The 26,099-nt window shown below is 61.7% G+C and carries 29 protein-coding genes; 9 read left to right on the top strand and 20 right to left on the bottom strand.

The features are described 5' to 3' along the window. The first annotated feature begins 4 nt into the window (after positions 1 to 4). Together WHX55_RS19445 and WHX55_RS19440 are read left to right on the top strand one after the other, a co-directional pair. A complete protein-coding gene (locus WHX55_RS19445) occupies positions 5 to 745 on the top strand; it encodes an SDR family oxidoreductase (protein ID WP_353741082.1) in 741 nt (246 codons plus the stop codon). 173 nt (positions 746 to 918) lie between these two features. Continuing rightward, positions 919 to 1,869 (top strand): PDR/VanB family oxidoreductase, encoded by a 951-nt coding sequence (locus WHX55_RS19440; RefSeq protein ID WP_150752901.1) that lies wholly within the window; start codon positions 919 to 921, stop codon positions 1,867 to 1,869. Here WHX55_RS19440 and WHX55_RS19435 read toward each other — a convergent pair. Continuing rightward, positions 1,866 to 2,021 carry a hypothetical protein gene (locus WHX55_RS19435; RefSeq protein WP_191624997.1) on the bottom strand — a complete coding sequence of 52 codons (156 nt, stop codon included), beginning with the start codon at positions 2,019 to 2,021 and terminating at the stop codon, positions 1,866 to 1,868. The two genes, WHX55_RS19440 and WHX55_RS19435, sit on opposite strands and share 4 nt — an antisense overlap. Between WHX55_RS19435 and feaR the strand changes: the two genes are divergently transcribed. Further along, positions 2,020 to 2,940, top strand: a complete 921-nt coding sequence (feaR, locus tag WHX55_RS19430; protein ID WP_150752900.1) for a transcriptional regulator FeaR — start codon at positions 2,020 to 2,022, stop codon at positions 2,938 to 2,940. The genes WHX55_RS19435 and feaR overlap by 2 nt on opposite strands. Positions 2,941 to 3,091: 151 nt before the next feature. Here the strand turns inward: feaR and WHX55_RS19425 are convergent, their stop codons facing one another. Further along, the gene (locus WHX55_RS19425) at positions 3,092 to 3,721 is read right to left on the bottom strand and encodes a response regulator (protein WP_007945336.1); all 630 of its coding nucleotides are present in this window, start codon (positions 3,719 to 3,721) and stop codon (positions 3,092 to 3,094) included. 257 nt (positions 3,722 to 3,978) lie between these two features. On the opposite strand from WHX55_RS19425, the gene hpaC reads away from it, so the two are divergent. Together hpaC and WHX55_RS19415 are read left to right on the top strand one after the other, a co-directional pair. Then, entirely contained in the window at positions 3,979 to 4,488 is a 510-nt protein-coding gene (hpaC, locus tag WHX55_RS19420) for a 4-hydroxyphenylacetate 3-monooxygenase, reductase component (RefSeq protein WP_056723075.1), read from the top strand. Positions 4,489 to 4,888: 400 nt separating this feature from the next. Next, positions 4,889 to 5,122 (top strand): DUF6124 family protein, encoded by a 234-nt coding sequence (locus WHX55_RS19415; RefSeq protein ID WP_353743068.1) that lies wholly within the window; start codon positions 4,889 to 4,891, stop codon positions 5,120 to 5,122. An 82-nt stretch (positions 5,123 to 5,204) separates the two neighbouring features. Here the strand turns inward: WHX55_RS19415 and WHX55_RS19410 are convergent, their stop codons facing one another. The 7 genes from WHX55_RS19410 to WHX55_RS19380 form a co-directional block, all read right to left on the bottom strand. Then, a complete protein-coding gene (locus tag WHX55_RS19410; protein WP_353741081.1) occupies positions 5,205 to 6,488 on the bottom strand; it encodes an FAD-binding oxidoreductase in 1,284 nt (427 codons plus the stop codon). A gap of 472 nt (positions 6,489 to 6,960) precedes the next feature. Further along, on the bottom strand, positions 6,961 to 8,319 hold the full coding sequence (chrA, locus tag WHX55_RS19405; RefSeq protein ID WP_353741080.1) for a chromate efflux transporter: 1,359 nt from the start codon (positions 8,317 to 8,319) through the stop codon (positions 6,961 to 6,963). Positions 8,320 to 8,362: 43 nt separating this feature from the next. Continuing rightward, complete coding sequence (gene moaE / locus WHX55_RS19400; protein ID WP_150752897.1) at positions 8,363 to 8,851, bottom strand: molybdopterin synthase catalytic subunit MoaE; 489 nt, start codon at positions 8,849 to 8,851, stop codon at positions 8,363 to 8,365. Between the two features lie 3 nt (positions 8,852 to 8,854). Then, positions 8,855 to 9,106 (bottom strand): molybdopterin converting factor subunit 1, encoded by a 252-nt coding sequence (moaD, locus tag WHX55_RS19395; protein ID WP_046044028.1) that lies wholly within the window; start codon positions 9,104 to 9,106, stop codon positions 8,855 to 8,857. Further along, positions 9,103 to 9,609, bottom strand: coding sequence for a cyclic pyranopterin monophosphate synthase MoaC (gene moaC / locus WHX55_RS19390; RefSeq protein ID WP_150725310.1), 507 nt, complete (start codon positions 9,607 to 9,609; stop codon positions 9,103 to 9,105). Before moaC ends, moaD begins: the two co-directional genes overlap by 4 nt. A 43-nt stretch (positions 9,610 to 9,652) precedes the next feature. Beyond that, positions 9,653 to 10,480: a formate dehydrogenase accessory sulfurtransferase FdhD gene (fdhD, locus tag WHX55_RS19385; RefSeq protein WP_353741079.1), complete on the bottom strand. Its 828-nt coding sequence runs from the start codon at positions 10,478 to 10,480 to the stop codon at positions 9,653 to 9,655. Between the two features lie 146 nt (positions 10,481 to 10,626). Then, a complete protein-coding gene (locus WHX55_RS19380; RefSeq protein ID WP_150752895.1) occupies positions 10,627 to 11,517 on the bottom strand; it encodes a LysR family transcriptional regulator in 891 nt (296 codons plus the stop codon). Between the two features lie 299 nt (positions 11,518 to 11,816). Between WHX55_RS19380 and moaB the strand changes: the two genes are divergently transcribed. Continuing rightward, the gene (gene moaB, locus WHX55_RS19375; RefSeq protein ID WP_007976036.1) at positions 11,817 to 12,356 is read left to right on the top strand and encodes a molybdenum cofactor biosynthesis protein B; all 540 of its coding nucleotides are present in this window, start codon (positions 11,817 to 11,819) and stop codon (positions 12,354 to 12,356) included. After that, positions 12,353 to 13,558 carry a gephyrin-like molybdotransferase Glp gene (gene glp / locus WHX55_RS19370; protein ID WP_353741078.1) on the top strand — a complete coding sequence of 402 codons (1,206 nt, stop codon included), beginning with the start codon at positions 12,353 to 12,355 and terminating at the stop codon, positions 13,556 to 13,558. The genes moaB and glp overlap by 4 nt, the downstream gene beginning before the upstream one ends. Before the next feature lie 292 nt (positions 13,559 to 13,850). Here the strand turns inward: glp and WHX55_RS19365 are convergent, their stop codons facing one another. From WHX55_RS19365 to WHX55_RS19320, 10 genes are all read right to left on the bottom strand, one after another. Then, entirely contained in the window at positions 13,851 to 14,414 is a 564-nt protein-coding gene (locus WHX55_RS19365; protein ID WP_150725314.1) for an NUDIX hydrolase, read from the bottom strand. A gap of 1 nt (position 14,415) precedes the next feature. After that, complete coding sequence (locus WHX55_RS19360) at positions 14,416 to 15,168, bottom strand: GntR family transcriptional regulator (protein WP_015095667.1); 753 nt, start codon at positions 15,166 to 15,168, stop codon at positions 14,416 to 14,418. Between the two features lie 88 nt (positions 15,169 to 15,256). Beyond that, the gene (locus tag WHX55_RS19355) at positions 15,257 to 15,646 is read right to left on the bottom strand and encodes a carboxymuconolactone decarboxylase family protein (RefSeq protein WP_007991919.1); all 390 of its coding nucleotides are present in this window, start codon (positions 15,644 to 15,646) and stop codon (positions 15,257 to 15,259) included. Between the two features lie 19 nt (positions 15,647 to 15,665). Next, positions 15,666 to 17,117 (bottom strand): NAD-dependent succinate-semialdehyde dehydrogenase, encoded by a 1,452-nt coding sequence (locus WHX55_RS19350; RefSeq protein WP_353741077.1) that lies wholly within the window; start codon positions 17,115 to 17,117, stop codon positions 15,666 to 15,668. Between the two features lie 171 nt (positions 17,118 to 17,288). Further along, on the bottom strand, positions 17,289 to 17,774 hold the full coding sequence (locus WHX55_RS19345; protein ID WP_353741076.1) for a flavin reductase family protein: 486 nt from the start codon (positions 17,772 to 17,774) through the stop codon (positions 17,289 to 17,291). A 12-nt stretch (positions 17,775 to 17,786) separates the two neighbouring features. Beyond that, positions 17,787 to 19,268 carry an aldehyde dehydrogenase gene (locus WHX55_RS19340; RefSeq protein ID WP_353741075.1) on the bottom strand — a complete coding sequence of 494 codons (1,482 nt, stop codon included), beginning with the start codon at positions 19,266 to 19,268 and terminating at the stop codon, positions 17,787 to 17,789. Further along, complete coding sequence (locus WHX55_RS19335) at positions 19,265 to 20,098, bottom strand: alpha/beta fold hydrolase (protein ID WP_150725316.1); 834 nt, start codon at positions 20,096 to 20,098, stop codon at positions 19,265 to 19,267. The genes WHX55_RS19340 and WHX55_RS19335 overlap by 4 nt, the downstream gene beginning before the upstream one ends. A gap of 44 nt (positions 20,099 to 20,142) precedes the next feature. Further along, positions 20,143 to 20,733 (bottom strand): amino acid synthesis family protein, encoded by a 591-nt coding sequence (locus WHX55_RS19330; protein WP_007978708.1) that lies wholly within the window; start codon positions 20,731 to 20,733, stop codon positions 20,143 to 20,145. 266 nt (positions 20,734 to 20,999) lie between these two features. After that, complete coding sequence (locus WHX55_RS19325) at positions 21,000 to 21,632, bottom strand: response regulator transcription factor (protein WP_046042521.1); 633 nt, start codon at positions 21,630 to 21,632, stop codon at positions 21,000 to 21,002. Between the two features lie 33 nt (positions 21,633 to 21,665). Continuing rightward, complete coding sequence (locus WHX55_RS19320; RefSeq protein WP_150725317.1) at positions 21,666 to 23,030, bottom strand: cache domain-containing protein; 1,365 nt, start codon at positions 23,028 to 23,030, stop codon at positions 21,666 to 21,668. Between the two features lie 359 nt (positions 23,031 to 23,389). Between WHX55_RS19320 and WHX55_RS19315 the strand changes: the two genes are divergently transcribed. Together WHX55_RS19315 and WHX55_RS19310 are read left to right on the top strand one after the other, a co-directional pair. Beyond that, positions 23,390 to 25,447, top strand: a complete 2,058-nt coding sequence (locus tag WHX55_RS19315) for a carbon starvation CstA family protein (RefSeq protein ID WP_353741074.1) — start codon at positions 23,390 to 23,392, stop codon at positions 25,445 to 25,447. A gap of 2 nt (positions 25,448 to 25,449) precedes the next feature. Beyond that, complete coding sequence (locus WHX55_RS19310; protein ID WP_007976534.1) at positions 25,450 to 25,647, top strand: YbdD/YjiX family protein; 198 nt, start codon at positions 25,450 to 25,452, stop codon at positions 25,645 to 25,647. Between the two features lie 65 nt (positions 25,648 to 25,712). On the opposite strand, the gene WHX55_RS19305 is transcribed toward WHX55_RS19310, so the two are convergent. Then, the gene (locus tag WHX55_RS19305; RefSeq protein ID WP_150725323.1) at positions 25,713 to 25,919 is read right to left on the bottom strand and encodes a hypothetical protein; all 207 of its coding nucleotides are present in this window, start codon (positions 25,917 to 25,919) and stop codon (positions 25,713 to 25,715) included. Positions 25,920 to 26,099 lie beyond the last annotated feature (180 nt).

Raw genomic sequence — 26,099 nt, 5'->3', positions numbered from 1 at the left:
CATCATGAGTCGAGTAGCCCTCGTAACGGGTGCCTCGCGCGGACTGGGCGAGTGCATTGCCCGCCGTCTGCACGCGGCAGGTTATCGCGTCGGCCTGGCCGATGTGCGCCTCGATGGCGTGCAGCAACTGGCTTTGGAACTCGATGGCAGCGGCGCCAGCGCTATGGCCATCGAGCTGGATGTGCGTAGCAAGGCCGACTTCCAGCGTGCCCGCGATCTGCTCACTGAGCAGTGGGGTGGCACCGACATTCTGGTGAACAACGCCGGTGTGTCGAAAGTCGCGGCGCTGATGGACATCACGCCGGAAGAGTTCGACGAGTCGATGGCGATCAACCTGCGCGGCACCTTTGTTGCCTGCCAGGTGTTCGGCGCGCATTTCGCCGAGCGCGGCTTCGGACGCATCGTCAACATTGCGTCCCTGGCCGGACAGAACGGCGGCACCGCCACCGGCGCGCACTACGCGGCGGCCAAGGGTGGCGTGGCGACCCTGACCAAGGTCTTCGCCCGTGAACTGGCACCCCAAGGCGTGACGGTCAACAGCATTTCGCCAGGTCCGCTGGACTTGCCAGTGGTACGCGAAACCGTGGCTCCGGAACGTCTGGAACAGATCCTGAAGATGATCCCGGCCGGCACCCTCGGTGATCCAGCGTTCATCGCCGACAGCGTGTTGCTGCTGATCGCCGATAACGCGACCTCCGTGACCGGCGCGTGCCTGGACGTCAATGGCGGCTTGTTCATGCGCTGAGCGCGCCAACCCAATGTTATGGCCGGGGAATGATCCTTGTAGGAGCGAGCCTGCTCGCGATGGTGTATCAGCTGAATCGATGTCGACTGACACTCCATCGCGAGCAGGCTCGCTCCTACAAGGTGTAACCAAGCCGTAGTGCTAAATCAAAACAAGTGTATTCAGGTGATGCAATGATGAAGGTGAAGATCGAAAGGATCGTCGACGAAGCGCTGGATATCCGTTCCTTTCGCCTCGTGCGCAGTGACGGCCAGCCGCTCGACACCTATGAACCGGGTGCCCACGTCGACCTCACCGGGCCGACCGGGGTGACCCGCCAGTATTCGCTGTGCAGCCCGCCACAGGATCGCCGCGCCTACCTGGTGGCGGTGAAGAAAGAAGCGCAGTCGCGCGGTGGCTCGCTCGCGCTGCACGAGCAAGTGGAAGAGGGCATGGAGCTGGAAATGGGTGCGCCGCGCAACCTGTTCCGTCTCGATGAAACGGCCAGTGAACACGTGCTGTTCGCCGCCGGTATCGGTGTCACGCCGCTGCTGAGCATGGCCTACAAATTGGCTGGAAGCGGCCAGCCGTATCGCTTGCACTACTTCGCCCGCTCGGCGCAGTACGCTGCGTTTACCGAACTGTTGGCGACGAACTTTGCTGAATCAGTGGAGTTTCACTACGGCGTGGAACCCGCGGATCTCGACGCAGCGTTGAGCGAATGCCTGGAGCGTGCCGGCAGCGCCGCCCATGTCTACACCTGCGGCCCGGCGCCGTTCATGAACAAAGTGGTGGAAGTGGCGTCCCGCAGTCGCTCGGACGATGCCATTCACCTGGAGCACTTCGCCGCAGACCCGGCCGCCAACAGCGCCCCGGCGGGTACGTTCGAAGTCGAACTGGCCAGTTCCGGCGTGGTGTTGCAAGTGCCGGCCAACACCAGCCTGGTCGATGTGTTGCAGGCCCATGGTTGCGACATCGACACCGAGTGCCGCGAAGGTATCTGCGGCACCTGCATCGTCGAGGTGCTGGACGGTTTACCGGAGCACCGCGACAACTGTCTGTCGAACAAGGAAAAGGCCTCCAACAAGCAGATTTGCGCCTGTGTATCACGGGCGCTTTCCGCTCGTCTGGTATTGGACCTTTAACCGAAAGTCGACTGGAAAGCTTGGGCCGGAGCCTGTTGAATGGGCGCCCGGCGGCCGTCGAAGGAGGAGATGGCTACAGAAATAACCGTTTTGACGAACCGCTCGATGAAGCGGTCGAAAAATAACAACAAAAACGTGAGGCTTGCGGACATGATTACAGCATCGACGGTGCGCAACGAGGCGTTCGAAAGTTGGTTGAGCCAGGTGAACCAGGCCTGTGGGCGATTCGATGCCCGGGCGCTGGACACCGATTTCTATGGCGAACTGGCGGAATTTCGCAGCGGTGCGATCAACCTCAGTGTGGTCGACATGGCGCACGTGCATTTGTACCGCACCAGCAAGGACGTCAGCACCAGCAGCGACGGCCACTACTACGCGGTGTTCCAGATGCGCGGCAGCTCGCAGCTGGAGCAGGGCGACAACCGCGCGCAACTGGGCTGTGGCGACATCGCCCTGATCGACGCCAGCCGTCCGAGCGACATGATCTACAACGACGATTGCCGACAGCTGTCGCTGATTTTGCCGCGCCAGGTGGTCGAGCGCGGTTCGCACTTCAATGCCGTCAACTGCGCCACGCGCATCGCGGCCGGCAGCCCCCTGGCGGCGATGGCCAACAAGCTGGTGCTGGACACTCGCCAGCAGGACGGGCTGGACATGCAGGAAAGCGAGGCCGTGCTCGATGCCCTGGCCAGCCTGTTGCTGCCGGGCATCAGCGCCCGCGACTGCGGTGCGGACGCCCATGAGCGGCAATTTCGCAAAATCATCGCCTTCATCGACGCGCACCTGAGCGACGAAGAACTGTGCCCCGAGCTGATTGCCCGTGAAGTCGGGATTTCCGTGCGCGGCCTGTACCGGATGTTCTCCAAGCGCGGCCTGGTGGTGGCGCAATACATCAAGCACCGCCGCCTGGATTTTTGCGCCGAAAACCTGCGCCGGGCCGATGTCGAGCAGAAGCTTTCGGCGCTGTGTTATGCGTGGGGCTTCTCGGATTCGAGCTACTTCTCGTCGGCCTTCAAATCGCGCTTTGGTGTGTCACCGGGTGCTTATCGCAAGCGCTACAGTCAGAACTGACACCCGCTATTGATGTTGAGTCTGCTGGCCTCATCGCGAGCAGGCTCGCTCCTACAGTGGATCTCCAGCGAACACAAAATCTGTGTACGACGAGAGTCCCTGTAGGAGCTAGCCTGCTAGCGATGGCGGTCTCATGACCGCCACAAATCTCTCAGTGCCGCGCCGGCTCATCCACCGGCAAATGCAGCACCTCGCGCACCAGCATGGCGATGCTGGACACACCCATCTTTTCCTTGATCTTGGTGCGGTGCACATCAACGGTCTTCACGCTGATGTTGAGCTCCCGGGCAATCACCTTGCTGGCCTTGCCATCGATCACCAGCATCAACACTTCCCGTTCACGGCTGGTCAATAACGCCAGTTTGCCCTGCAGGTTCTGGCGCTGCTGCTGATCGGCCTGGGCGTGCACGGCGGTCTTCAGCGCGGCCTGGATGCGGTCGATCATCTGCTGCGGGTTGTAGGGCTTCTCGACGAAATCCAGCGCGCCGTTCTTCATCGCCGTGACCGACATCGGAATATCGCCATGGGCCGAGACGAAAATGGTCGGCAGGGTGCTGCCGCGCTGGTTGAGGATTTCCTGCAACTGGAAACCGCTGGTTTCCGGCATGCGCACATCGAGCACCAGGCAGGCGGGCTGCTTGGGGTCGTATTGGCTGAGGAACTCTTCGGCGCCGGCAAAGCACTGCGCCTGCACGCTGACCGACTCCAGCAACCAGGCCAGCGAAGTGCGCAGGTCCTTGTCGTCGTCAACGATATAAACAATCGGTTTACGGGTTTCCATCGGGGCTGCCACGAAGTTTTTAATTATTGTTTTCGCACGCGAACGCGCGGCGCGCATCGGCTCATCTTTGCGGAGCCAGTATGCAGAATACCCACTGTGGCCGGCCCTTGCGATAAAGAAACCACCTAGTCGACTAGCGGAAAGCCAACCTCTCCATGGGGATCGTCAGAATGGTTGCGGCGCGCCCGCAGCCTTAGTCTTGTTCCATCACCTACGGGCCGCAAGATAGCGGTCCTCCTGAAGGAAGGGGCATCGACATGGCCGACCTGAGCCAGCAGCAAATCGACTTTCGCAACGCCATGGCGCAGCTGCCAGCCGCGGTGAACATCATCACCACCAACGGCCCCGGCGGACGTTGCGGCATCACCGCCAGCGCCGTGTGCTCGGTCACCGACTCGCCGCCCACCGTGCTGGTGTGCGTCAACCGCAACAGTGCCACCCACGACGTGTTCCGCACCAACGGCCACTTGTGCGTCAACGTGCTGTGTGGCGAGCAGGAAGAACTGGCCCGGCATTTCGCCGGCATGACCAAGGTGCCGATGGACGAACGCTTCGCCTGGGACCTGTGGGACGACGGCGCCGCCGACGTACCGGTGCTGCGCGATGCTCTGGTGCAGCTCGAAGGGCGGATCAGCGAGTGCAAGGAAGTGGGTTCGCATTCGGTGATGTTCGTGGAATTGACGAAGGTGGGCGTGCGCGAGCCGCGCGATAGCCTGGTGTATTTCAACCGGTTGTTTCATCGCGTTGAGCATGCCAGCGCGGCTTGATATAGACCGCGTTATCGTTCTTCGCGAGCAAGCCCGCTCCCACAGGGGATCTTCGGTGAACACAAATACTGTGTACGACGAAGCCCCTCTGTGGGAGCGGGCTTGCTCGCGAAAGCGGTATCAATCTGGAATGCATGTTTAACGGCTGTAGGAGTAACTTCCTGCAAGCTACAACCGCTTGCGGCATTGCCTACAGCTACGCCAGAATCCGCCGGCTTGTGCGCCCTGGAGGCCATCGGTAACTTGGTCTGCGTCACTGATTTCCAGTGATCGGGTTTAGCAGCCCGTGGTGACATGAGGCGCATTGGCAGTCCAGACAGTCAGGTATTTCCCATCCCTGCACTTGATGGCAGTTGTGCGCAGGGCGCCCTCGGGCGCGCCGGTTGCGTGTCTCCCCGGTCTGCTAACCTGCGTACAGCCGCCACCCCTGTTCACCATCAACTCCGACATCGACACCGAAACCCTGCTGGCCCACGCCTGCGAATCGCTGGCCTCGGCGAATGTCATGGCCCATGACCTGGCGGGTTTCCTGGAAGGCACGCACCGCAACACCCTGCTGGGCATCGCGCAAGTGATCATGCTGGGGGAGTTGGCGGTGAATCGGGCTTTGGATCAGGTCGATCGGCCCGGCTAACCACTAAACACTGTGGGAGCGAGCTTGCTCGCGAAGAGGCCAGCCCAGGCAGCATCCATGCTGAATGTGCTGGCCAGCAACTTCAGCGCAATCGCTCAAGCATCTGGTAGTACCACATGCCGGCGGCGAGCATCGGGTTGCCGAGCAGGTCGCCCATGGGCACGCGGATGTGCTGGCAGGCGGCGAAGGTGTCGAACTGTTCCAGTTGCCCGGTGATTGCCTGGCTCATGATTTCGCCCATGATGTGGGTGGTGGCGATGCCGTGGCCGGAGTAGCCCTGGCAATACCAGACGTTGTCCGACAGCTTGCCCAGTTGCGGGATACGGTTGATCACGATGCCCATCGCGCAGCTCCACTGGTAGTCGATGGCCACGCCTTTGAGCGCCGGGAAGGTCTGCTCGATACACGGGCGCAGCTCGGCGGCGATGTCCCGCGAATCCTTGCCGCTGTAGTTGGCGCCGCCACCGAACAACAGGCGACCGTCGGCGGTGAGGCGGTAGTAGTCGAGCACGAAACGGCAGTCGTAGACCGCCAGGTCTTCGGGGTTGATCTGCCTGGCCAGATCACCCAGCGGCGCGGTGGTGACGATGCCGCCCATGGCCGGGAAAATCTTGCCCTTGAGCTTGCCCGGTTCCAGCTTGTGGTAGACGTCGCCTGCCAGCAGCACCTGGTTGGCGTCGATCTGCCCGTGGGCGGTGCGTATCCCAGGCGTGTCGCCGTGGATGATCTCCAGCACTTCGCTGTTCTCGAAGATCAACGCACCCAGGCTCTCGGCTGCGCGTGCCTCGCCGATGCACAGGTTCAACGGATGCAGGTGCATGTTGCGGGTGTTCTTGATCGCGCCGTGGTAGAGCTCGCTTTGCAGCAGGTCGCGCACCTGGCTGCGGTCGAGCAGGCTGACCTCGTCGCCCATGCCACGGTGCACCGCCTCGTCGTAATCCCTGCGCAAGCCGACCATGTGCGCAGGTTTGTACGCCGCGTGCAGGTGGCCGTGCTTGAGGTCGCAGACGATGCCGTACTTTTCCACCCGCTGCTGGATGATCTGGTGCCCGCGCCAGCGCAGGTTCCAGATGAAATCGTCGACCTCATCACCGATGCTGCGGCGCATCTGTTTGCGCATGGCTTCGTCGCCCGACAGGCTGCCGGTGACCTGGCCGCCATTGCGCCCGGTGGCGCCCCAGCCGATCTTGTGGCTTTCGACAATGGCGACCTTCAGGCCTTTTTCGGCCAGCTCGACAGCGGTGGCCACGCCGGTGAACCCGCCGCCGATGATCACCACGTCAACCCGGTGCCGGCCTTTCAGCGTCGGGTAATCGGTGTCCTGGTTGAGGGTGGCGGTGTAATAGGAATTGCAACGTTGAGTCATGTCGGTGTCCACGCAAATTTGGGAGAACCCAATGCCAGCCAGTCGAAGTGCGCAACCTGTAGGAGCGAGCCTGCTCGCGAATACGGAGTGTCATTCACCGTTGATGTCGAATGACACTCCGTATTCGCGAGCAGGCTCGCTCCCACAGGGATTGCATACGCTGAGCAAACGCAGGGATAGCGAAGGAGGGGGCTCGCCGATCAGGCGAGCAGGGTGCTATCCGGCGGACGTGCGGAGTGACGCAGTTTGGAGCGGCGCAGGGCCATGGGCAGGTTGACGATGCGCTTCATGCAATGCCGTCCACGGCCAGCAACGAGGTGGCCAGGTTCGAGAGGTTCAGCAGGTGCTGTTCTGACGGCAAAGTACGCATGGCGCAGGTTTCCGGCGGCGGAAATCGTCGGTGGCGAGTGGAACAAGCCATCCGGGGATGGCTGGATACTAGGGAGGATTGGGCCGCGTGTAAATGTTTGATTCAGAACATCAGGTGCACGACAAGGCCGATCAAACCGCAGCCGATCAAAACCTCGATCACTCCACGCTTGAAACGAAGCAATGCAACGCCCGCCACCATCGCGATCAGCAGCGAAGGCCAGTCCAGTGCTCCTTCGAAGCCTTTGGGCCAAAGTACGTGGTAGCCAAAGAAACAGGCCAGATTGAGAATCACGCCGACCACGGCGGCCGTAATGGCCGTCAGCGGCGCGGTGAACTTGAGTTCGTTGTGCGTCGATTCCACCAATGGCCCGCCGGCGAGGATGAACAGGAACGAAGGCAGGAAGGTGAACCAGGTCACCAGCGTGGCGGCCACGGCACCGGCGACAAACGCTTGATCCGGTCCGAAGACCTGAAGCACGTAGGCGCCGATGAACCCGACGAAGGCGACGACCATGATCAACGGACCGGGCGTGGTTTCACCGAGCGCCAGGCCGTCGATCATCTGCGTCGGCGTCAGCCATGCGTAGTGACCGACCGCGCCCTGATAGACATAAGGCAGCACCGCGTAGGCGCCGCCGAATGTCAGCAGCGCGGCCTTGGTGAAGAACCAGGCCATCTGCGTCAGCGTGCCTTCCCAGCCGAACAGTGCGGTGAGCATGGCCATGGGCAGTGTCCACAAAATCGCACCGACAATGGCCAGGCGCGCCAGTTTCCAGCCATTGAAGCGGGCGTGTTCAGGGGTTGGGGTGTCGTCGTCGATTACTGCCGGGCCGAAGGACTTTTTCGCCGCGCTGTGGCCACCGGTCCTGAATTTTTCCGGTGCCAGACGTCCGCCAAAAAAACCGATGACTGCCGCGCCGAGCACGATCAGCGGAAACGGCATATTGAGCACGAAGATGGCCACGAAGGACGCGGCGGCGATGCCCCATAACCAGCCGTTCTTCAAGGCCCGCGAGCCGATCCGGTGAGCCGCCTGCACCACGATTGCCGTGACCGCGGGCTTGATCCCGTAGAACAATCCGGCGACCACGGGCACTTCGCCAAAGGCGATGTACACCCAGGACAGCGCAATCAGGATGAACAGCGACGGCAACACAAACAGCACGCCAGCAATCACGCCGCCCCAGGTCCGGTGCATCAGCCAGCCGATGTAGGTCGCCAGCTGCTGAGCCTCAGGCCCGGGCAGCAACATGCAATAGTTGAGGGCATGCAGAAAGCGCCGCTCCGAGATCCAGCGCCGGCGCTCGACCAGCTCCTGATGCATGATCGAAATCTGCCCCGCCGGCCCGCCGAAACTGATGAAGCCAAGCTTGAGCCAGAACAGGAAGGCTTCGCGCAGGCTGATGGACCGGGGCTGTGGCACATCCTGTTGGGTGATCGGGGAGGGTGTGGGGCTCAAGCGGAAATTCCTTGTGCAGAAAGCTTGGAGCCAATGACTGTAGCTACGCCGAGGCGCGTTGCATAGCCGCCTGATGCGGCGTATCTGCCCAGCGCTCGAGGGCTGAGCGGTCGCTGTCACGGGCATCGACCCAGCGCGCGCCACTCGCCACGTCTTCGCGTTTCCAGAACGGCGCGTCGGTTTTCAGGTAGTCCATGATGAACGCACAGGCTTCGAAAGCGGCTTGACGATGGGGGCTGCTGACGCCGACAAACACGATCGGTTCGCTGATCGACAACGGGCCGATCCGGTGCACGATCTCCACGGCCCGGAGTGGCCATCGGGCCCTGGCGTTGTCGATGATTGTTTGCAGCGAGCGCTCGGTCATGCCCGGGTAGTGCTCCAGAAACAACCCGGTGACCGCCTCACCCTGATTGATGTCGCGCACGTAGCCGACGAAGTTGACCACAGCACCCACCCCCGGATCGTTCGCCTGCAGGCTGTCGATCAAGCGGCCGACGTCGAACACTTCACGCTGGACCCGAACCGTCATGCCTCAACCCCCGGTGACCGGTGGAAAAAAGGCGATCTCGTCATAGTCCTCGATCACCCGGTCCGGATGGCACAGCTCCTGGTTCAGCGCACACATCAGGTTGTTTTCACCCAGCACATGGCTCCACAGCTCACCTCGAGCCATCAACAGTCGGCGCACGTCCTCGATAGTCTTGAGGCTGTCGGTCAGGGGCAGTTTTTCGCCGCCCAGGTTGAGCTGCTCGCGGTAACGGGCGAAGTAATTGATCAGGATCATTGTGCGTCCTCAAACTTGAAATGACCGGAGCGGCCACCTTGTTTACTCAACAGCCGAATGTCATCGATGACCATGCCGCGGTCCACCGCCTTGCACATGTCGTAGAGGGTCAACGCCGCCACACTGACGGCGGTCAGGGCTTCGAGTTCGACCCCGGTCTGGCCCTCGACGCGGCAGGTACCGACGATTTTCACGCTGTCCGGTGTGCAGGCCTTGAGTTCGACGTGGATCGAACTGAGCAGCAGGGTGTGGCACAGCGGGATCAGCTCATGGGTTTTCTTCGCCGCCATGATTCCGGCGATCCGCGCCACGGCAAATACATCGCCCTTGGGGTGGCCGTCGCTTTGAATCAGCTTCAAGGTTTCCGGGCGCATCCGCACCCAGGCCTGGGCCTGGGCTTCGCGCTGTGTCGGGGCTTTTTCACTGACATCGACCATGTTGGCGCGACCCTGGCGGTCGAGGTGGGTCAGGCCATCGGGTGATGCATCTGCAATGTCTGTCATGGGAGGTTCCTGCGCTTGCCAGCGCGGTGATCAGGTGAAGGCATCATGCCGGGCTGTAAATGCGTGGTGCGTTGCGGTGGGGGACGTGAATCAGGTTGAGGCGATGCTTGATTGCCCATTGCACGGTCAGGGCGGTGGGCGCCGATAGGCTGACCAGTGTGCCGAGCCTGGCCCTGACGGCCTTGTGGATCAGTTCCAGGCTGCAACGGCTGGTGACCACGGTGAAGCCGCAACGGCTGTCGATGCCGGCGTGTTGCAGGGCACCGATCAACTTGTCCAGCGCGTTGTGGCGGCCGATGTCTTCGCGGCAGATCAGCGCATTGCCTTCGCTGTCGAAGTACAGCGCCGCGTGCAGCGCGCCGCTGCTGCGGGCCATTTGTTGGGCCTGTTCGATGCGGTTGCGGATGTCGATGAAATGCTCGGCGGGCGGCAGGGGCACCGGGTCGAGAATGTCCAGTTTCGGCAGGGCCTGCTCCAGCGCTTCCACACCACACAGTCCGCAGCCACTGGTGCCGGCCATTTGCCGACGATGGTTCTTCAGCGCCCAGAACGCGCGACTGCAGATCTGCACGTCTGCCTGGACGGCCTGGTCGAAGTGGGTGAGGCGCAAGTCGTAGATTTCGCTCTGGTCTGCAACGATGTCGTTGCTGACGCTGAAACCACGGATGAAATCTTCGAGGTTGCCCGGCGATACCATCATCACGGCCTGACTCAAACCGTTGTAGGTGATCGCCAGGGCAATCTCTGATGCCAACGCCGCCTGACAGACTGACGCGGCATTGTCGTACTCGCGAAAGTTCACATTCAACGGTTTTGGCGCGGGGGCGTTAGTGTCGCTTCGAATATCGGCTTGTTCAACTTGGCACAACATGAAAATAACCTCGAAGCGCTGAATTAAGTTCAGGCTACGGGTAACTTTTCAGAGCGTCCAATCGCTTGTTCCGATGCGCCGATTGGTGATGTCTATCAAGCCGGGCAAATATGTCCGGTTCGGATTTATATAAAGCCGAAACTTGATCAGTGGGTCCGGCTGAGTAACGTTCGTGCTTCGGCGAAACACTTCTCGGCAATCGCCGAGCGCGGTTCGGTCTTGCGCATCACCAGGCCCAAGGGCGCGAGCACGCTGGCATCCGGCAATTCGATGAACGACAGGTGTTCGATGGGCTCTTCCAGGCCACTGTCCAGCGGCATGATCGCGCAGCAGAAACCCTCGTGAATTGCCTGCAGCAACTGGTAGGTCGAGTCGCTTTCCAGGATCGGCTGTGGGTCCAGTCCGCGGCTGCGAAAGCTCAGGTCGATGGATTTGCGGTAGTGCATGCCGTTGCTGAGCATCCCCAGCGGCAGTTCGGCGGCGTCCTCCCAGCTCATTTGCGTGCCGTCGAAATGGAAGTGGCGGTTGTCGTACAGCAGGCCGACGCGGGTCTCGCCGATCTCGAAAAACTCGAAATAGCTCGGGTTGACGTGATCGAGGTAGCACACGCCCAGGTCCAGCTGATTGTTGCCAAGGCCCTCGATGATCTGGTCGGAACTCAAGGACGACAGGCTGTACTTGAGCTCGGGAAAGCTGCGAGACAGGCCCTGGATGTAGGTGACCGGATTGAAGCTGCTCAGCGGCACCAGCCCCAGGCGCAAGTTGCCGACGAGCTGGCCCCGGCACGCGGCGGCCTCGGCGAAGAGCCCGTCGTGGGCGGCCAGCAGGGTCCTGGCCCACGCCAGTACGCGTTCGCCGGCCTCGGTAAAACCCTCGAAGCGCTGGCCCCGGGTGACCAGCACCAGGTCCAGTTCATCCTCCAGGTTGCGCAGGCGCATCGACAGCGTCGGCTGGGTGATGTGGCAGCGCGCGGCCGCCTGGCCGAAGTGGCGGGTCTGCTCCAGGGCGATCAGGAACTTGAGTTGTTTGATGTCCAAGACGGCACCTGCTGGCGGGGGAGTGAAGGGGTAAGTATTGACTCAGGTGCGCAAGACACAAGGCGAGGCAGGAATCGTGAGGTGCGGACGATCTCATTGTCTTTGGTGTGCGTCCAATCACTGCTATCTAAGGGGTTATCGACGGGCTCTATCATTGAAGTTATTTCTGGTCCTTTTATATTGATAGATCGGCTCGATAGTCTGGTTGGTTAGAGTGATTAGACACGGCTTGTTTTATCGATTTAGTCTCCGTGAGCTATTTAATTTGGTTATTTAATCAATATCTGCCGGAGAACCCCATGAGCGTCAAACCGGATGCATTGTTTATACCCCTGAATATTGCCGTGCTGACCGTCAGCGATACCCGTGAATATGCCAATGACACCTCCGGCCAATTACTCGTCAGTCGCTTGCTGGAAGCCGGCCACACCCTCAGCGAGCGCAACCTGCTCAAGGACGACCTGTACAAGATCCGCGCGCAGGTGGCGAACTGGATTGCCGACGACGGCATCCAGGTGGTGCTGATCACGGGCGGCACCGGGTTCACCGGCCGCGACAGCACACCCGAGGCCGTGGCCTGTTTGCTGGATAAGCAGATCGACGGTTTCGGTGAGCTGTTCCGGGCGATTTCGATCCTCGACATCGGCACCTCCACGGTGCAGAGCCGGGCCCTGGCCGGGCTGGCCAATGGCACGCTGGTCTGCTGCCTGCCGGGCTCCACGGGTGCCTGCCGCACCGCCTGGGAAGGCATCCTCGCCGAGCAACTCGACGCGCGCCACCGGCCGTGCAATTTCGTACCGCACCTCAAGCCGGTGCAAGCCTGCGGGACGCGGGGATGAGCACTTCACCGCTGATGTCGGTGGAGCAAGCCATCGACCGGCTGCTGGCAATGGCCGAGGCGCAGTGGATTGAAGACAGTGAAGCGGTGACGCTGAGTGCCGCCAGGCAGCGGGTGTTGGCCACTGATCTGGTGGCGAGCCTCGATCTGCCGCCGTGGCCGAACAGTGCCATGGACGGCTATGCCCTGAATGTCGACGGTTGGGGCGGGGAGCCACTGACCGTGTCGCAGCAGGTATTTGCCGGTCACGCCCCCGAAGCCCTGGCGCCCGGAACCTGCGCGCGCATCTTCACCGGCGCCCCGGTTCCGCCGGGTGCCAACTGCGTGGAGATGCAGGAGAACACTGAGGTACTGGATAACGGACGGATCCGCTTCAAGCAGCCCCAGAGCGCCGGCAGCAACATCCGTCCGCAAGGCCAGGAGAACCGCGTCGACGATGTGCTGCTGCGCGCCGGCAAGCGCCTCGGCCCGTTCGAACTGGCGATCGCGGCGGCACAGGGTTGCACCCATGTGCAGGTGGTGCGGCGACCACGGGTGGCGTTGCTGTCCACCGGCGATGAACTGGTCGATCCGGGCACACCGCTCAAGCCCGGCAGCATCTACAACAGCAACCGCACCTTGTTGAGCCATTGGTTGAGTGCGTTGGGTTGCGAGGTCATCGATGCCGGCATTCTCCCCGACGAGCCACGCCAGACGCGGCTCAAGCTCGAACAGCTGCAACACACGGCGGACCTGATGCTCAGCACGGGCGGGGTGTCCGCCGGTGACGCCGACTGCCTCGGCCAGGTACTGCGCGAGTGCGGCAAGCCGTTGCTGTGGAAACTCTCGATCAAACCCGGCAAGCCGTTGACCGTGGGCCACTTCGGCCGCGTGCCGGTGATTGGCCTGCCGGGTAATCCGACATCGGCGTTGGTGACTTTCGGCCTGTTGGCCCGGGTTTATCTGTTGCGGATTCAGGGCGCCGAAGACGTAGAGCCTTTGAGCTTTCCGGTGAGTGTCGGCTTTGCCTGGCCCAAACCCGGGAGCCGCCGCGAGTACCTGCGGGCGAAACTCGAAGCCGGTCGCGCGGTGCTCTATCCCAACCAGAGTTCCGGTGTGTTGCTGGGCGCATCCTGGGCCGATGGACTGGTGGAAGTGCCGGAAGGCTGCACGCTGGAAATGGGCGACACGGCGCGGTTCATACCCTTCAGCGAGTTGTTCTGAATACCGCAAACATCCTGTGGGAGCAGGCTTGCCCGCGAAGAGGCCGGCACATTCAACAGAGATATTGCCTGACCCACCGCTATCGCGAGCAGGCTCGCTCCTACAGTTTTGATCTTCAGTGAACGCCAACCTTGCGGCCGGCCACAATCCCTGTGGGAGCGGGCTTGCCCGCGAAGAGGCCGGCACATTCAACAGAGATGTCGGCTGACCCACCGCGATCGCGAGCAAGCCCGCTCCCACAAGTGGCCGTTACCAAAGAAACGGATATGTACACGATCAAAAGCAAAGACTATCAGCGAATAAAGTGAATCTTCCCACTGTCGTCATTACCCATGTAAATGCCATACACCCCAGCCTGACGCTCCTCGATATAGCGCTCAAGGATCTGCCGGATCGCCGGGTAGTAGATGCTGTCCCAAGGAATGTCCTCAGGCGCGAAGAATTGGTAGTCGAGGGTTTCCGGCCCGTACTGCCCGGTGATCTCCAGCGCGATGGCGCGGAAGATGATGTACACCTCGCTGATCTTGGGCACGCTGAAGATCGAATAGGGCGAGACGATTTCCGCACGCACGCCGCTTTCTTCCCAGACCTCGCGCAAGGCCGCCTGCTCGGTGGTCTCGCCGCTTTCCATGAAGCCTGCCGGCAGGGTCCAGGTGCCGGGGCGCGGCGGGATGGCGCGCTGGCACAGCAGGTACTTGCCGTCCTGCTCGATGATGCAGCCGGCAATGATCTTCGGATTGATGTAGTGGATGTAGCCGCAGCCGCGGCACATCAGGCGCTCGTGCGTATCGCCCGGCGGCAACTGTGACCTGAGGTCTGCGCTGCCGCACTTGGGGCAAAAGCTCGGGCTGAACATTTCAGCGACCTATGCGCGGTTCTTTCAGCGCGATGGGCAGGGTGATCGCCGGGATGTCGCCGGTTTCTTCCTGCTTGCGCTTGAGGTAGTCCAGGGCCACGGCCGCGGCCGCACGCACGTGGTCGACGCAAGCCTGGTGGGCGGCCAGCGGGTCACCGCCCTTGATCGCCTCGACCATGCGTTCCATTTCCTGGTTACTGGCGCCGCGCCGGTTTTCCTGGGACACCGAGGTCGCGCGCAGGTAGCTGATGCGTGCCTGCAACTGGCGCAGCTGAGTGGCCGCGACGTGGTTGCCCGAGCCTTCGAGCAGCACATCGTAGAAACCCTGCACCGAGTCGATGACCTGTTGCAGCTCGCCATCTTTCAACGCTTTGCGGTTTTCTTCCAGGGCTTTTTCCAGGGCCTTGATGTCCTTGGCCTTGGCGCGCAGGGTGAACAGTTGCACGATCAGCCCTTCGAGTACGCAGCGCAGCTCGTAGATGTCCACGGCATCGGCCAGTGTGATGATCGCGACACGCGGGCCCTTGGCGTCGGCGAATTCCACCAGGCCTTCGGATTCGAGGTGACGCAAGGCTTCGCGCACGGAGGTACGGCTGACGCCCAGGCGATCGCACAGATCGCGTTCGACCAGACGGTCTCCCGGCAGGAGCTGGAAGTTCATGATGGCACTTCGCAGTTTATCCAGCACGATTTCGCGCAGGGTAACGGGGTTGCGATTGACCTTGAAGCTGTCGTCGAGTGGCAGGCGTTTCATGGGGTCCGCTCTGATTGTGGCTGTCCATGCAAAAAGAACACTTCGATTACGGGAATCTGGGTGCCCGGTCAGATCAAACAGCCAAGGGTTAACTGGAGGCCTCGGCATCGGCTTCGGCGAAGGCTTCACGGGCAAGCCGGAAACTGTCTACGGCAGCGGGGACACCGCAATAAATGCCGACCTGAAGCAGTATTTCGCGTATTTGCTCACGACTCAGGCCGTTACGCAAGGCGCCGCGCACATGCAGCTTGAGTTCATGGGGCCGGTTGAGGGCCGAGATCATCGCCAGGTTGATCATGCTGCGCTCCTTGAGTGACAAGCCCTCACGACCCCAGACATGACCCCAACAATATTCGGTGACCATTTCCTGCAACGGTCGGGTGAAGTCGTCGGCGTTCTCGATGGAGCGATTGACGTAGGCTTCGCCCAGCACTTGGGTGCGGATCTTCAGGCCTTTTTCGTATTTTTCGTTGTTCATTTGCGTAGCTCCCGTGGGCTCAAAGGCCGCCCATCAAGGTGTATTTGAGTTCCAGGTAATCCTCGATGCCGTACTTCGACCCTTCACGGCCCAGCCCCGAGGACTTGATACCGCCAAACGGCGCGACTTCGGTGGAAATCAGCCCTTCGTTGATCCCGACCATGCCGTATTCAAGCGCCTCGCTCATGCGCCAGGCGCGGCCCAGGTCGCGGGTGTAGCAGTAGGCGGCGAGACCGAACTCGGTGTCGTTGGCCATCTCGACGGCCTGGGCCTCGGTGTCGAAACGGAACACGGCGGCCAGTGGGCCGAAAGTTTCTTCCTGGGCGACTTTCATTTGCGGGGTAACGCCTGCCAACACGGTTGGCTGGAAGAACCCATTGCCCAACGCATGACGTTCGCCGCCGCACAGCAATTGTGCGCCGTTTGCCAGGGCGTCTTGCACGTGGTCTTCGACCTTGGCCACGGCACGCTCGTTGATCAGCGGTCCTTGAGTGACTCCATCATCGAAACCGCTGCCGACCTTGAGTTGCGAAACCCGCTCAGCCAATCGCGCGACAAAGGCGTCGTGGATGCCGTCCTGCACCAGGAAGCGGTTGACGCAGACGCAGGTCTGCCCGGCGTTGCGGAATTTGGCGATCAGCGCACCGTCAACGGCGCGCTCCAGATCGGCGTCGTCGAAAACAATGAACGGCGCGTTGCCGCCCAGTTCCAGCGAGACTTTTTTCAGGGTCGGCGCGCACTGGGCCATCAGCAGCTTGCCGATGGCGGTGGAGCCGGTGAACGACAGTTTGCGCACCTTTGGGCTGGCGGTTAGCTCCCCGCCGATGGCGATGGCGTCGCCAGTGATCACGTTGAAGATGCCCGCTGGAATGCCGGCCTGTTCCGCCAGTGCGGCCATGGCCAGTGCCGAGAACGGTGTTTCCGGGGCTGGTTTGACGATGCACGGGCAACCGGCCGCCAGCGCCGGGCCGGCCTTGCGGGTGATCATCGCCGCCGGGAAGTTCCACGGCGTGATGGCCGCGACAACGCCGATCGGTTCCTTGCTGACCACGATGCGCGCATCACCCTTGTGGCTGGGAATGGTGTCGCCGTAGATGCGCTTGGCCTCTTCGGCGAACCACTCGATGAAACTCGCGGCGTAGAGGATTTCACCCTTGGCTTCGGCCAGTGGCTTGCCTTGTTCGAGGGTGAGGATTTGCGCCAGGGCGTCGGCGTTTTCCAGCATCAGGGCATGCCAGCGCTTGAGGGTATTGCTGCGCTCCTTGGCGGTCAGCGCGCGCCAGGCCGGCCAGGCCTTATTGGCGGCCTCGATAGCCAGGCGCGCGTGTTCGGCGCCGAGGTTCGGCACCCGGCCGATGAGTTCACCGGTGGCCGGGTTGAAGATGTCCTGACAGGCGCCATCCGGCGCGTCCAGCCATTGGCCATTGATGTAGGCTTGCTGGCGGAACAGTTGCGAGGCTGCTGGGTTCATGCCGGCTCCTGGAAAGAATGAAGACTTATCTGTCTGGTGCAGTACCTGTGGGAGCGAGCTTGCTCGCGATAGCGGTGTATCAGTCGACATACATGTTGAATGTCAGTCCGTCATCGCGAGCAAGCTCGCTCCCACAAGGGATTGGCTCCCACAGGGGATTGTGTAGATCCATCAGGCCAAGGTGGGCAGCGGCCCCAGCTTGCCTTTGTGGTAGATCATCGGCGTCACCGGCCGCGCGGGCAGGATCAGGTTCTTCACCGCGCCGACGATGATCGCGTGATCACCGCCGTCGTATTCGCGCCACAGTTCGCACTCGATGATCGCCGTCGCCTTGGCGAGGATCGGGTTACCCAATTCGCTCAAGTGCCAGTCGATGCCCTTGGCCTTGTCCTTGCCTTTACCGGCGAAGGCATAGGCCTCGGCGGTCTGCTCGGCGGACAGCAAATGAATCGCGAACTGCTTGCTGTCGCGCAGCACCGGATAGGTGTCGGAGCCGTAATTGGGGCAGAACAGCACCAGTGCCGGGTCGATCGACAGCGCGCTGAAGGCGCTGGCGGTGATGCCGACGATGCCGCCATCCGGGTCGAGGGTGGTGACCACCGTGACCCCGGATGGGAACGAACTCATCACGTCTTTGTAAATGCCGGGTTCGATCATTTTCCAGGACTCCTAGCGCATCACGAAGGGATCAGGCATCGGTGCCTGGGACAGGTTGATCCACACCGTTTTCAGCTCGGTGTAGGCCAGCACCGAATCGATGCCGCTTTCGCGTCCATAGCCACTGTTCTTGAAGCCGCCGATCGGCGCCATGGCCGAGACTGCGCGGTAGGTGTTGACCCAGATGATCCCCGAACGCACGTCCCGGGCCAGGCGATGGGCGCGGCCCAGGTCGCGGGTCCAGATGCCGGCGGCGAGGCCGAACTGCGAGTCGTTGGCAATCGCCAGGGCTTCGGCTTCGTCCTTGAACCGGATGACCGAAGCCACCGGGCCAAAGACTTCTTCCTGCATGATCTTCATCGAGTTGTGGTCACACTCGAACAGCGTCGGCTCGTAGAACCAGCCGTCGCCAAGATTCTCTGGACGCTTGCCGCCCAGGCGCAGACGCGCGCCTTCGGCGATGGCATCAGCCACCAGGCCTTCGACCACGGCCAGTTGCTGCGCGGTGGCCATCGGGCCCATCTCGCTGCTGTCGTCCTGCGGGTTGCCGATGCGGATGCGCTGGGCGCGCTCCACCAGACGGCCGACGAACTCGTCGTAGATCTCGTCCTGCACCAGCAAGCGCGAACCGGACACGCAGCTCTGCCCGGAGGCGGCGTAGATCCCGGCGATGGCGCCGTTGATGGCGCTGTCGAGGTCGGCGTCGGCGAAGATGATGTTCGGCGATTTGCCCCCCAGTTCCAGCGACAGCTTGGCGAAGTTCTCCGCGCTGCTGCGCACCACATGTCGCGCCGTCGCCGCGCCGCCGGTGAAGGCGATCTTGCGGATCAGCGGATGGCGGGTGAGGGCGGCGCCGGTGCTCGGGCCGTAACCGGTGACAACGTTGACCACCCCCGGCGGAATCCCGGCTTCCAGGGCCAGGCGCGCCAGTTCGAGGATGGTCGCCGAGGCGTGTTCCGACGGCTTGATCACGATGGTGTTGCCCGCCGCGAGGGCCGGGGCGAGTTTGATCGCGGTCAGGTACAGCGGGCTGTTCCACGGAATGATCGCGGCAACCACGCCCATGGCTTCGTGCACGGTGTAGGCAAACAGGTCCGGCTTGTCCAGCGGCAGGGTGCCGCCTTCGAGCTTGTCCGCCAGGCCTGCGGTGTAGTGGAAGAACTCTGGCAGATAGCCGACCTGGCCACGGGTTTCGCGGATCAGCTTGCCGTTGTCTCGGCTTTCCAGCTGCGCCAATTGTTCCTTGTTCTCGGCGATCAGGTCGCCCAGGCGACGCAGCAATTTGCCGCGAGCGGTGGCGGTCAGACCGCGCCATGCCGGGCTGTCGAAAGCCGTCTGCGCAGCCTGCACGGCGCGTTCGACATCGGCTTCGTCGGCATCGGGCAGTTCGGCCCAGGGTTCGGCCAGCGCCGGGTTGAGGCTTTCGAAGGTCTTGCCGGACAGGGCATCGACCCATTCACCGCCGATGCACATCTGGAAGCGTGCGAGTGTCATGCAACGATCCCCTTGATCTGGTTTTGTTGGGAGTGCGCGGTCTGCAGAAACTCCAGCAACAGCTGGTTGACCAGGCGCGGAGACTCTACGGGCATCATATGCCGTTGCTCGGCGAGCACGGCAACGGTCGCACCGGGAATGCGTTCGGCCAGTTGTTTGGCCATTTCCGGGGTCGAGCCGGGGTCCAGTTCGCCGGTGGCGATCAGCGTCGGCACCTGGATGCTGGCCAGGTCGTCGGCGCGGTACATGTCCTGGGTGGCAAACAGTTCATAAGTGGTCAGGTAGCCCTGGGGGTCATTGCCGGCCAGGGTCTGGCGAATCGCGGCGATCTGCGCCGGGTTCGCCGCCTGGTATTCGCGGCTGAACCAGCGCGACAGCGCCGCTTCGGCATTGGCGTCCGGCCCGTGTTCGGCAGCCTGGCTGGTGCGGGCGATGACCCCCGCGCGCTGTTCGGCGCTGCGGTTGAACACGCTATTGAGCACCACCAGGCCTTCCAGGCGTTGCGGGTAGTGCAGGGCAAAGGCCCGCGCCACCAGCCCGCCCATGGAAAAGCCGATCACCGTTGCCTTGGGCAATTGCAGGTGGTCGAGCAGCTCCAGCAACTGGTCGGCATAACCGAGCAGCGGCGTGCCGATCGTAGGGCGCGGGCTGGCACCATGGCCGAGCATGTCGTAGGCGATGACGCGGTACTGCGTGGCCAGGCCAACGATCTGGCCGCCCCACATTTCTTTGTTCAGGCCCACGCCGTGGATCAAGACCACGGGCTGGCCTTGGCCGGTCGCCAGGTAACTGGTGCCAGCCGGGGTGAGTTCAGCGGTGAGCCGAATCATGGAGCGCTCCTGCAATGCCTTCTTGTTGTCGTTCTACTGGCCGGTTACTGGGCTTTTTCGGCGGCCAGTTCTTCCAGGTCGATGTAGCGGTTGCCGATGCGCGGGTGCAGGCGGCCGCCGTCGGCGCAACCCAGGACCACGACGATTTCGTCGGCACGCGGTGCGTCTTCGATCTGCATTTCCAGGGTGATGTAGTGCGAACGCAGGCCTTCGTCGTCCTTGTGCATCATCGGGATCTGGATCGAGGTGCCCGGGCCGCCGCGCTTGTTGGTGAAGCTCAGGTAGCTCTTGGCCTTGACCGCTTCGCGGTAATGGTTACCGAAGCGCAGGGTGTGGATCACCGCCGAAGCGTGTTCGATTTCGCCGTCGGCGCCGACCACCGCAGCCTTGCCGTAAGCCTCGATTTTCTCGGCACCGCCAATGATGCCCACCAGGCGCTCGACCATCAGTGCGCCGAGGTCGGAGCAGTTGGCGCGGATCTGTGGTTTCAGGTCTTCAACGAAACCGTTGCCCAGCCAGGGGTTCTTCATCACCACGGCCAGACCGACCATGGTCACGGGCTTATCGGTGGCTTTGCCGCCTTCAATAAAGGTTTCTTCGACATAGCTGACGATCTTGCGGATTTCGAAACTCATGAGCTGCTCCGTAGAGGTTTGGGTGTCTGTGCGTCTGATGGTATACCATAATACCGATAGCACAAGACCCTGAACGGAGTTTCTGCTCGGGTGGTAGGCGATAGGGGGGAGAAAACCGTTTTTGGCAGCCACAGCGAAACTGTGGGAGCGAGCCTGCTCGCGAAAGCGGTGGATCAGTCAACATCAATGCTGGCTGTACCGCCGCTATCGCGAGCAGGCTCGCTCCCACAGGTTTTGTGAATGGCTCAGAAGTTTTGAAAAGGCGCTCAGCGGGAAATGAGGCCGTGATCCAGGGCGTACTTGACCAGTGCCGCCGGCTTGTCGATGTTGAGCTTGCGCCGAATGCTCAAGCGGTGTGTTTCCACCGTGCGCACGCTGATATCCAGTTCCCGGGCCATTTCCTTGTTGTTCAAGCCTTGCGCCATCTTCGACAGCACCTGGCTTTCCCTCGGGGTCAGTTCGTTGTCGGTGTTCCTGTCGGCGATCAGCCGTTGGGCGATTTCCGCGCTGTAGAAGGTTCCGCCGCTGCTGATGGCTTCGATGGCGGCGATGATTTCCCGTGACGGGGCGTTCTTCAGCACGTAGCCGCTGGCGCCGGAGCGCACCGATTCGCTGACGTATTCGTAATTGTCGTACATGCTCAGCACCAGCACCTTGAGCGACGGGTACTGGCTGCGCAGCACGCGGGTCAGTTCCAGGCCGTTCATGTCCGGCAGGCTGATGTCGACCAGCAGCAGGTCCGGCTGGCAGCGTCCGACCATCTCGATGGCCTCGGCGCCGTTTTCCGCTTCGCCGACCATTTCCAGGGGTGACATCACGGCCAGCAGCGCCTTGATGCCGTCGCGGACCAGGGAGTGATCGTCGACCAGGGCGACGCGGATCGGGGAGGGCAGGTTCATCGCAGCTATTCACTCTTGTAGTTTTGGGCCGGCTCAGGGTTTTACGCCAGGTATCATTGGCAGCCGTACGTCCAGCTCACTTCTGCCCGGCATCGAGATCAAATCGAAGCGCCCGCCAAAATGTTCGACGCGTTCGCGGATGTTACGCAAGCCAATGCCGGCCTGACGACGTTCGACCTGGGCGACGTTGAAACCGATGCCGTCATCGACCACCGTCAGCCGCACGGACTCGTCGCAGCCGCGCAGTGTAATGGACACGTTCTTCGCCTGCGCGTGGCGTTCAATATTGGTCAGGCCTTCCTGGACGATGCGGAACAGCGACACAGCCGCGCCGTCGACCAGTTGGCAGTCGAATTCATTTTCGTCATAGGTCACGGTCAACCCGCTGCGCTGCTCGAATTCCGCAGCCAATTGGCCGATGGCCGCCGGCAGGCCGAGGGTATCGAGCAAGGATGAGCGCAGGTCATGGGAGAGACTGCGGACTTCACCGATGGCATCGCCCAGGCGCTCGGTGGCTTCTTTTAACGTGCTCAAGCCCTTGTCGTGGGCTTGTCCGCGTTCCAGCAGATGGCTGGCCAGTTCGAACTGAAACTTGATCGAGACCAGCACCTGGCTGATGCCGTCGTGCAACTCGCGGGACACCCGTGATCGTTCTTCTTCCTGCAGGCTGACGATGCGCTGGGTCAGGCGCTGCAGTTTCTTGTCCGCCAGGCGATGTTCGCTGACGTTGAGGGTCATGCCGGTGGCGAAGACAAACAGCACCGCGACGAGGGCGACCACGGCAATCGCCATCATGGTCTTGCGAATGCCCATGGCCACTTCGGCACGGGCCTGCTGGGTGGCGCGCTCGACGTCTTCAAGGTAGATGCCGGTGCCGAGCATCCAGCCCCAGCGATCGAGCATCACCACATAGGCGAGCTTGTCGGTCACCTGGCCGGAGGAGGGTTTGTTCCAGGCGTAGCGTTGAAAACCTTCGCCCGATTGCGCGCTTTTCAGCAGCGCCTGGATCACCGGCAGGCCGTGGGGGTCTTTCATGTCCCACAGGTATTGGCCCACCAGTTCCGACTGGCGTGCGTGCATCAGGCTGCGGCCTTCATGGTCGTAGACGAAGAAGTAGCCATTGATGCCGAAGCTGAGCTTGCGCAGTTCTTCCAGCACTCGTTGCTGGGCCTGGGCATCGCCGTGGCCGTCGTCGTACAGCGGCTCGATCAGGCTCTGGGCCATTTCCACGTAGTTTTTCAGCTCCGCGCGCTTGCTCGCCAGAATGCTGTCTTCGATCAGTTGCGCCTGTTGATCGCCCAGTTGGCGATTGAGGGAAATCACCAGCGCGCAGATGACGGCAATGGCCAGCACCAGCGGCAGAATCCCGAGGGCGACGATCTTGTGTTTGAGCTGCATGTTGACTCCTGCCCGCGCGAAGGCTCGGGATCATATGCCAAAGATAGACAGCCTTGTTGGACGGAATGACCATTGGCGGGAGAGGTCATTCAGTTGAAATGCTGAACCTGTGGGAGCGAGCCTGCTCGCGAAGACGGTGTATCAGTCGACATCCATGTTGAATGACAGAATGCCTTCGCGAGCAGGCTCGCTCCCACAGGGAAATCAGAGCCGTCTACGTAGAACTACGTAGATCCCACGTACGTAGTAACGCGGATTTATTTGTGGACGACATGCGCGGATATTGGGCCAGCTCCGCACCGCGGACACAATTATAAAAATTACCGCCGCAGTCACTGGCTGTCGGCAGGAGACACGCTATGCCCCGTCTGGCTAAACACCTCGCCTGGTTTGCCGTGGCTGTCCTGGGAGCGATTGCGCTGAGTGTCGTGGCCTTGCGCCGCGGCGAAGCGATCAACGCCTTGTGGATCGTAGTCGCAGCCGTCGCCATCTACCTTGTTGCCTACCGCTACTACAGCCTGTTCATCGCCAATAAAGTGATGCAGCTCGACCCCAATCGGGCCACTCCGGCTGTGCTCAATAACGATGGTCTGGACTACGTGCCGACCAACAAACACGTGCTGTTCGGTCACCACTTCGCCGCCATTGCCGGCGCGGGTCCGCTGGTCGGCCCGGTATTGGCGGCGCAGATGGGCTACCTGCCCGGCACGCTGTGGCTGATTGCCGGCGTGGTGCTGGCCGGTGCGGTGCAGGACTTCATGGTCCTGTTCATGTCCACCCGCCGCAACGGTCGTTCCCTGGGCGACATGGTCCGTGAAGAAATGGGCCGTATTCCCGGCACCATCGCGTTGTTCGGCTGCTTCCTGATCATGATCATCATCCTCGCGGTGCTGGCGCTGATCGTGGTGAAGGCCCTGGCCGAGAGCCCTTGGGGCATATTCACGGTAATGGCGACCATCCCGATCGCGATGTTCATGGGCATCTACATGCGCTACATCCGCCCGGGTCGCATCGGTGAAATCTCGGTGATCGGCGTGCTGTTGCTGCTGGGGTCGATCTGGCTCGGCGGGCAGGTTGCCGCGGATCCGGTGTGGGCCAAGGCCTTTACCTTTACCGGTATCCAGATCACCTGGATGCTGATCGGCTACGGTTTTGTCGCGGCGGTACTGCCGGTGTGGCTGATCCTGGCGCCCCGTGACTACCTCTCCACCTTCCTGAAGATCGGCACCATCGTCGCCCTGGCCATCGGCATTCTGGTGACCATGCCCGAGCTGAGAATGCCGGCGCTGACCCAGTTCGTCGACGGCACCGGTCCGGTTTGGAAGGGCGGTCTGTTCCCGTTCCTGTTCATCACCATCGCCTGTGGCGCGGTCTCCGGTTTCCACGCGCTGATCGCTTCCGGCACCACGCCGAAGCTGCTCGCCAGTGAGGGGCATGCCCGTTACATCGGTTACGGCGGCATGCTGATGGAATCGTTCGTAGCGATCATGGCCATGGTCGCTGCATCGGTCATCGATCCGGGCGTGTATTTCGCGATGAACAGCCCGGCGGCCGTGGTTGGCGCCGATGCGGTTACCGTTGCACAAACCGTCAGCAGTTGGGGCTTCGCCATTACCCCGGAAGCCCTGCAAGCGGTGGCTCACGACATCGGTGAAACCACCATCCTCGCCCGTGCCGGTGGCGCGCCGACCCTGGCGGTGGGGATCGCGCAGATCCTGCACCACTTGTTGCCAGGTGAAAACACCATGGCGTTCTGGTACCACTTCGCGATCCTGTTTGAAGCGCTGTTCATTCTGACCGCGGTCGACGCCGGCACCCGTGCCGGGCGTTTCATGCTGCAGGACTTGCTCGGCTCCTTCGTCCCGGCGCTCAAGCGCACCGAATCCTGGACCGCCAACCTGATCGCCACCGCCGGTTGCGTGGCCATGTGGGGGTATCTGCTGTACCAGGGCGTGATCGATCCGCTGGGTGGCATCAACACCTTGTGGCCGCTGTTCGGCATCTCCAACCAGATGCTGGCCGGTATCGCCCTGATGCTCGGCACCGTGGTGCTGATCAAGATGAAACGCCAGCGTTATGTGTGGGTGACCTTGCTGCCAGCGGTCTGGTTGCTGATCTGCACCACCACCGCAGGCTTCATCAAGCTGTTCGATGCCAACCCGGCGATCGGCTTCCTCGCCCTGGCGAAGAAATACAGCGATGCCCTGGCCAACGGTCAGGTGCTGGCCCCGGCCAAGAGCATCGACCAGATGCAACACGTGATCTTCAACGCCTACACCAACGCGACGCTGACTGCGCTGTTCCTGTTCGTGGTGTTCAGCATCCTGTTCTTCGCGCTCAAGGTCGGCATCGCTGCCTGGGGCACCAAGGAACGCACGGATAAAGAAGCGCCATATCAAGCGCTGCCGGATGCCTGATCATGTTCAATGACCTGAGTCGCCTCGGTAAATACCTCGGTCAGGCCGCACGCCTGATGGTCGGCATGCCTGACTACGACAACTACGTCGAGCATATGCAGACCAAACACCCGGACAAACCGGTGATGGACTATGAGGCGTTCTTCCGTGAGCGCCAGGAAGCCCGTTACGGCAGTAAAGCCGGACCGAAGTGTTGTTGAGCGACATAAAAAAACCGGCTGAATAGCCGGTTTTTTTTATTGAGTACGGGAACGCCCTGAATGGCTCAGGCCGGGTGGCAATCCGAATCGTCGCCGCCACTTTTGTCCGGGGTCATGGAAGTATTGCCAACATTTCGTTCATGAGGCTGATGATCCGGCTTGGCGATCTTGAGCGCCCGGTCGGCGACCTTGGCGTTATGCATCAGGCGACAGAACACGGCGGCGATGATGATCGACAGCAGTGACCAGATGACAATGGCTTTGAGGAGCATGGCGAAACCTCTCGCGGCAAACAATTCTTACGATCACCAGCGTCCTTGCAGCAAAGGCTACCCATCCATTGTGGCAGGTGTTCATGATCTTGCATTTCCTTGCTGATTTGAACTGTTTATCAGCTATCTCCCCAGATGGAGCGACAGTTTCCCGGACCGGTACTTTAATGGATGTTCTGG

Source organism: Pseudomonas fluorescens, assembly GCF_040448305.1.
In the GTDB taxonomy this organism is placed as follows: Bacteria; Pseudomonadota; Gammaproteobacteria; order Pseudomonadales; family Pseudomonadaceae; genus Aquipseudomonas; species Aquipseudomonas fluorescens_BH.
This window is presented reverse-complemented; position numbering and strand designations above follow the sequence as displayed.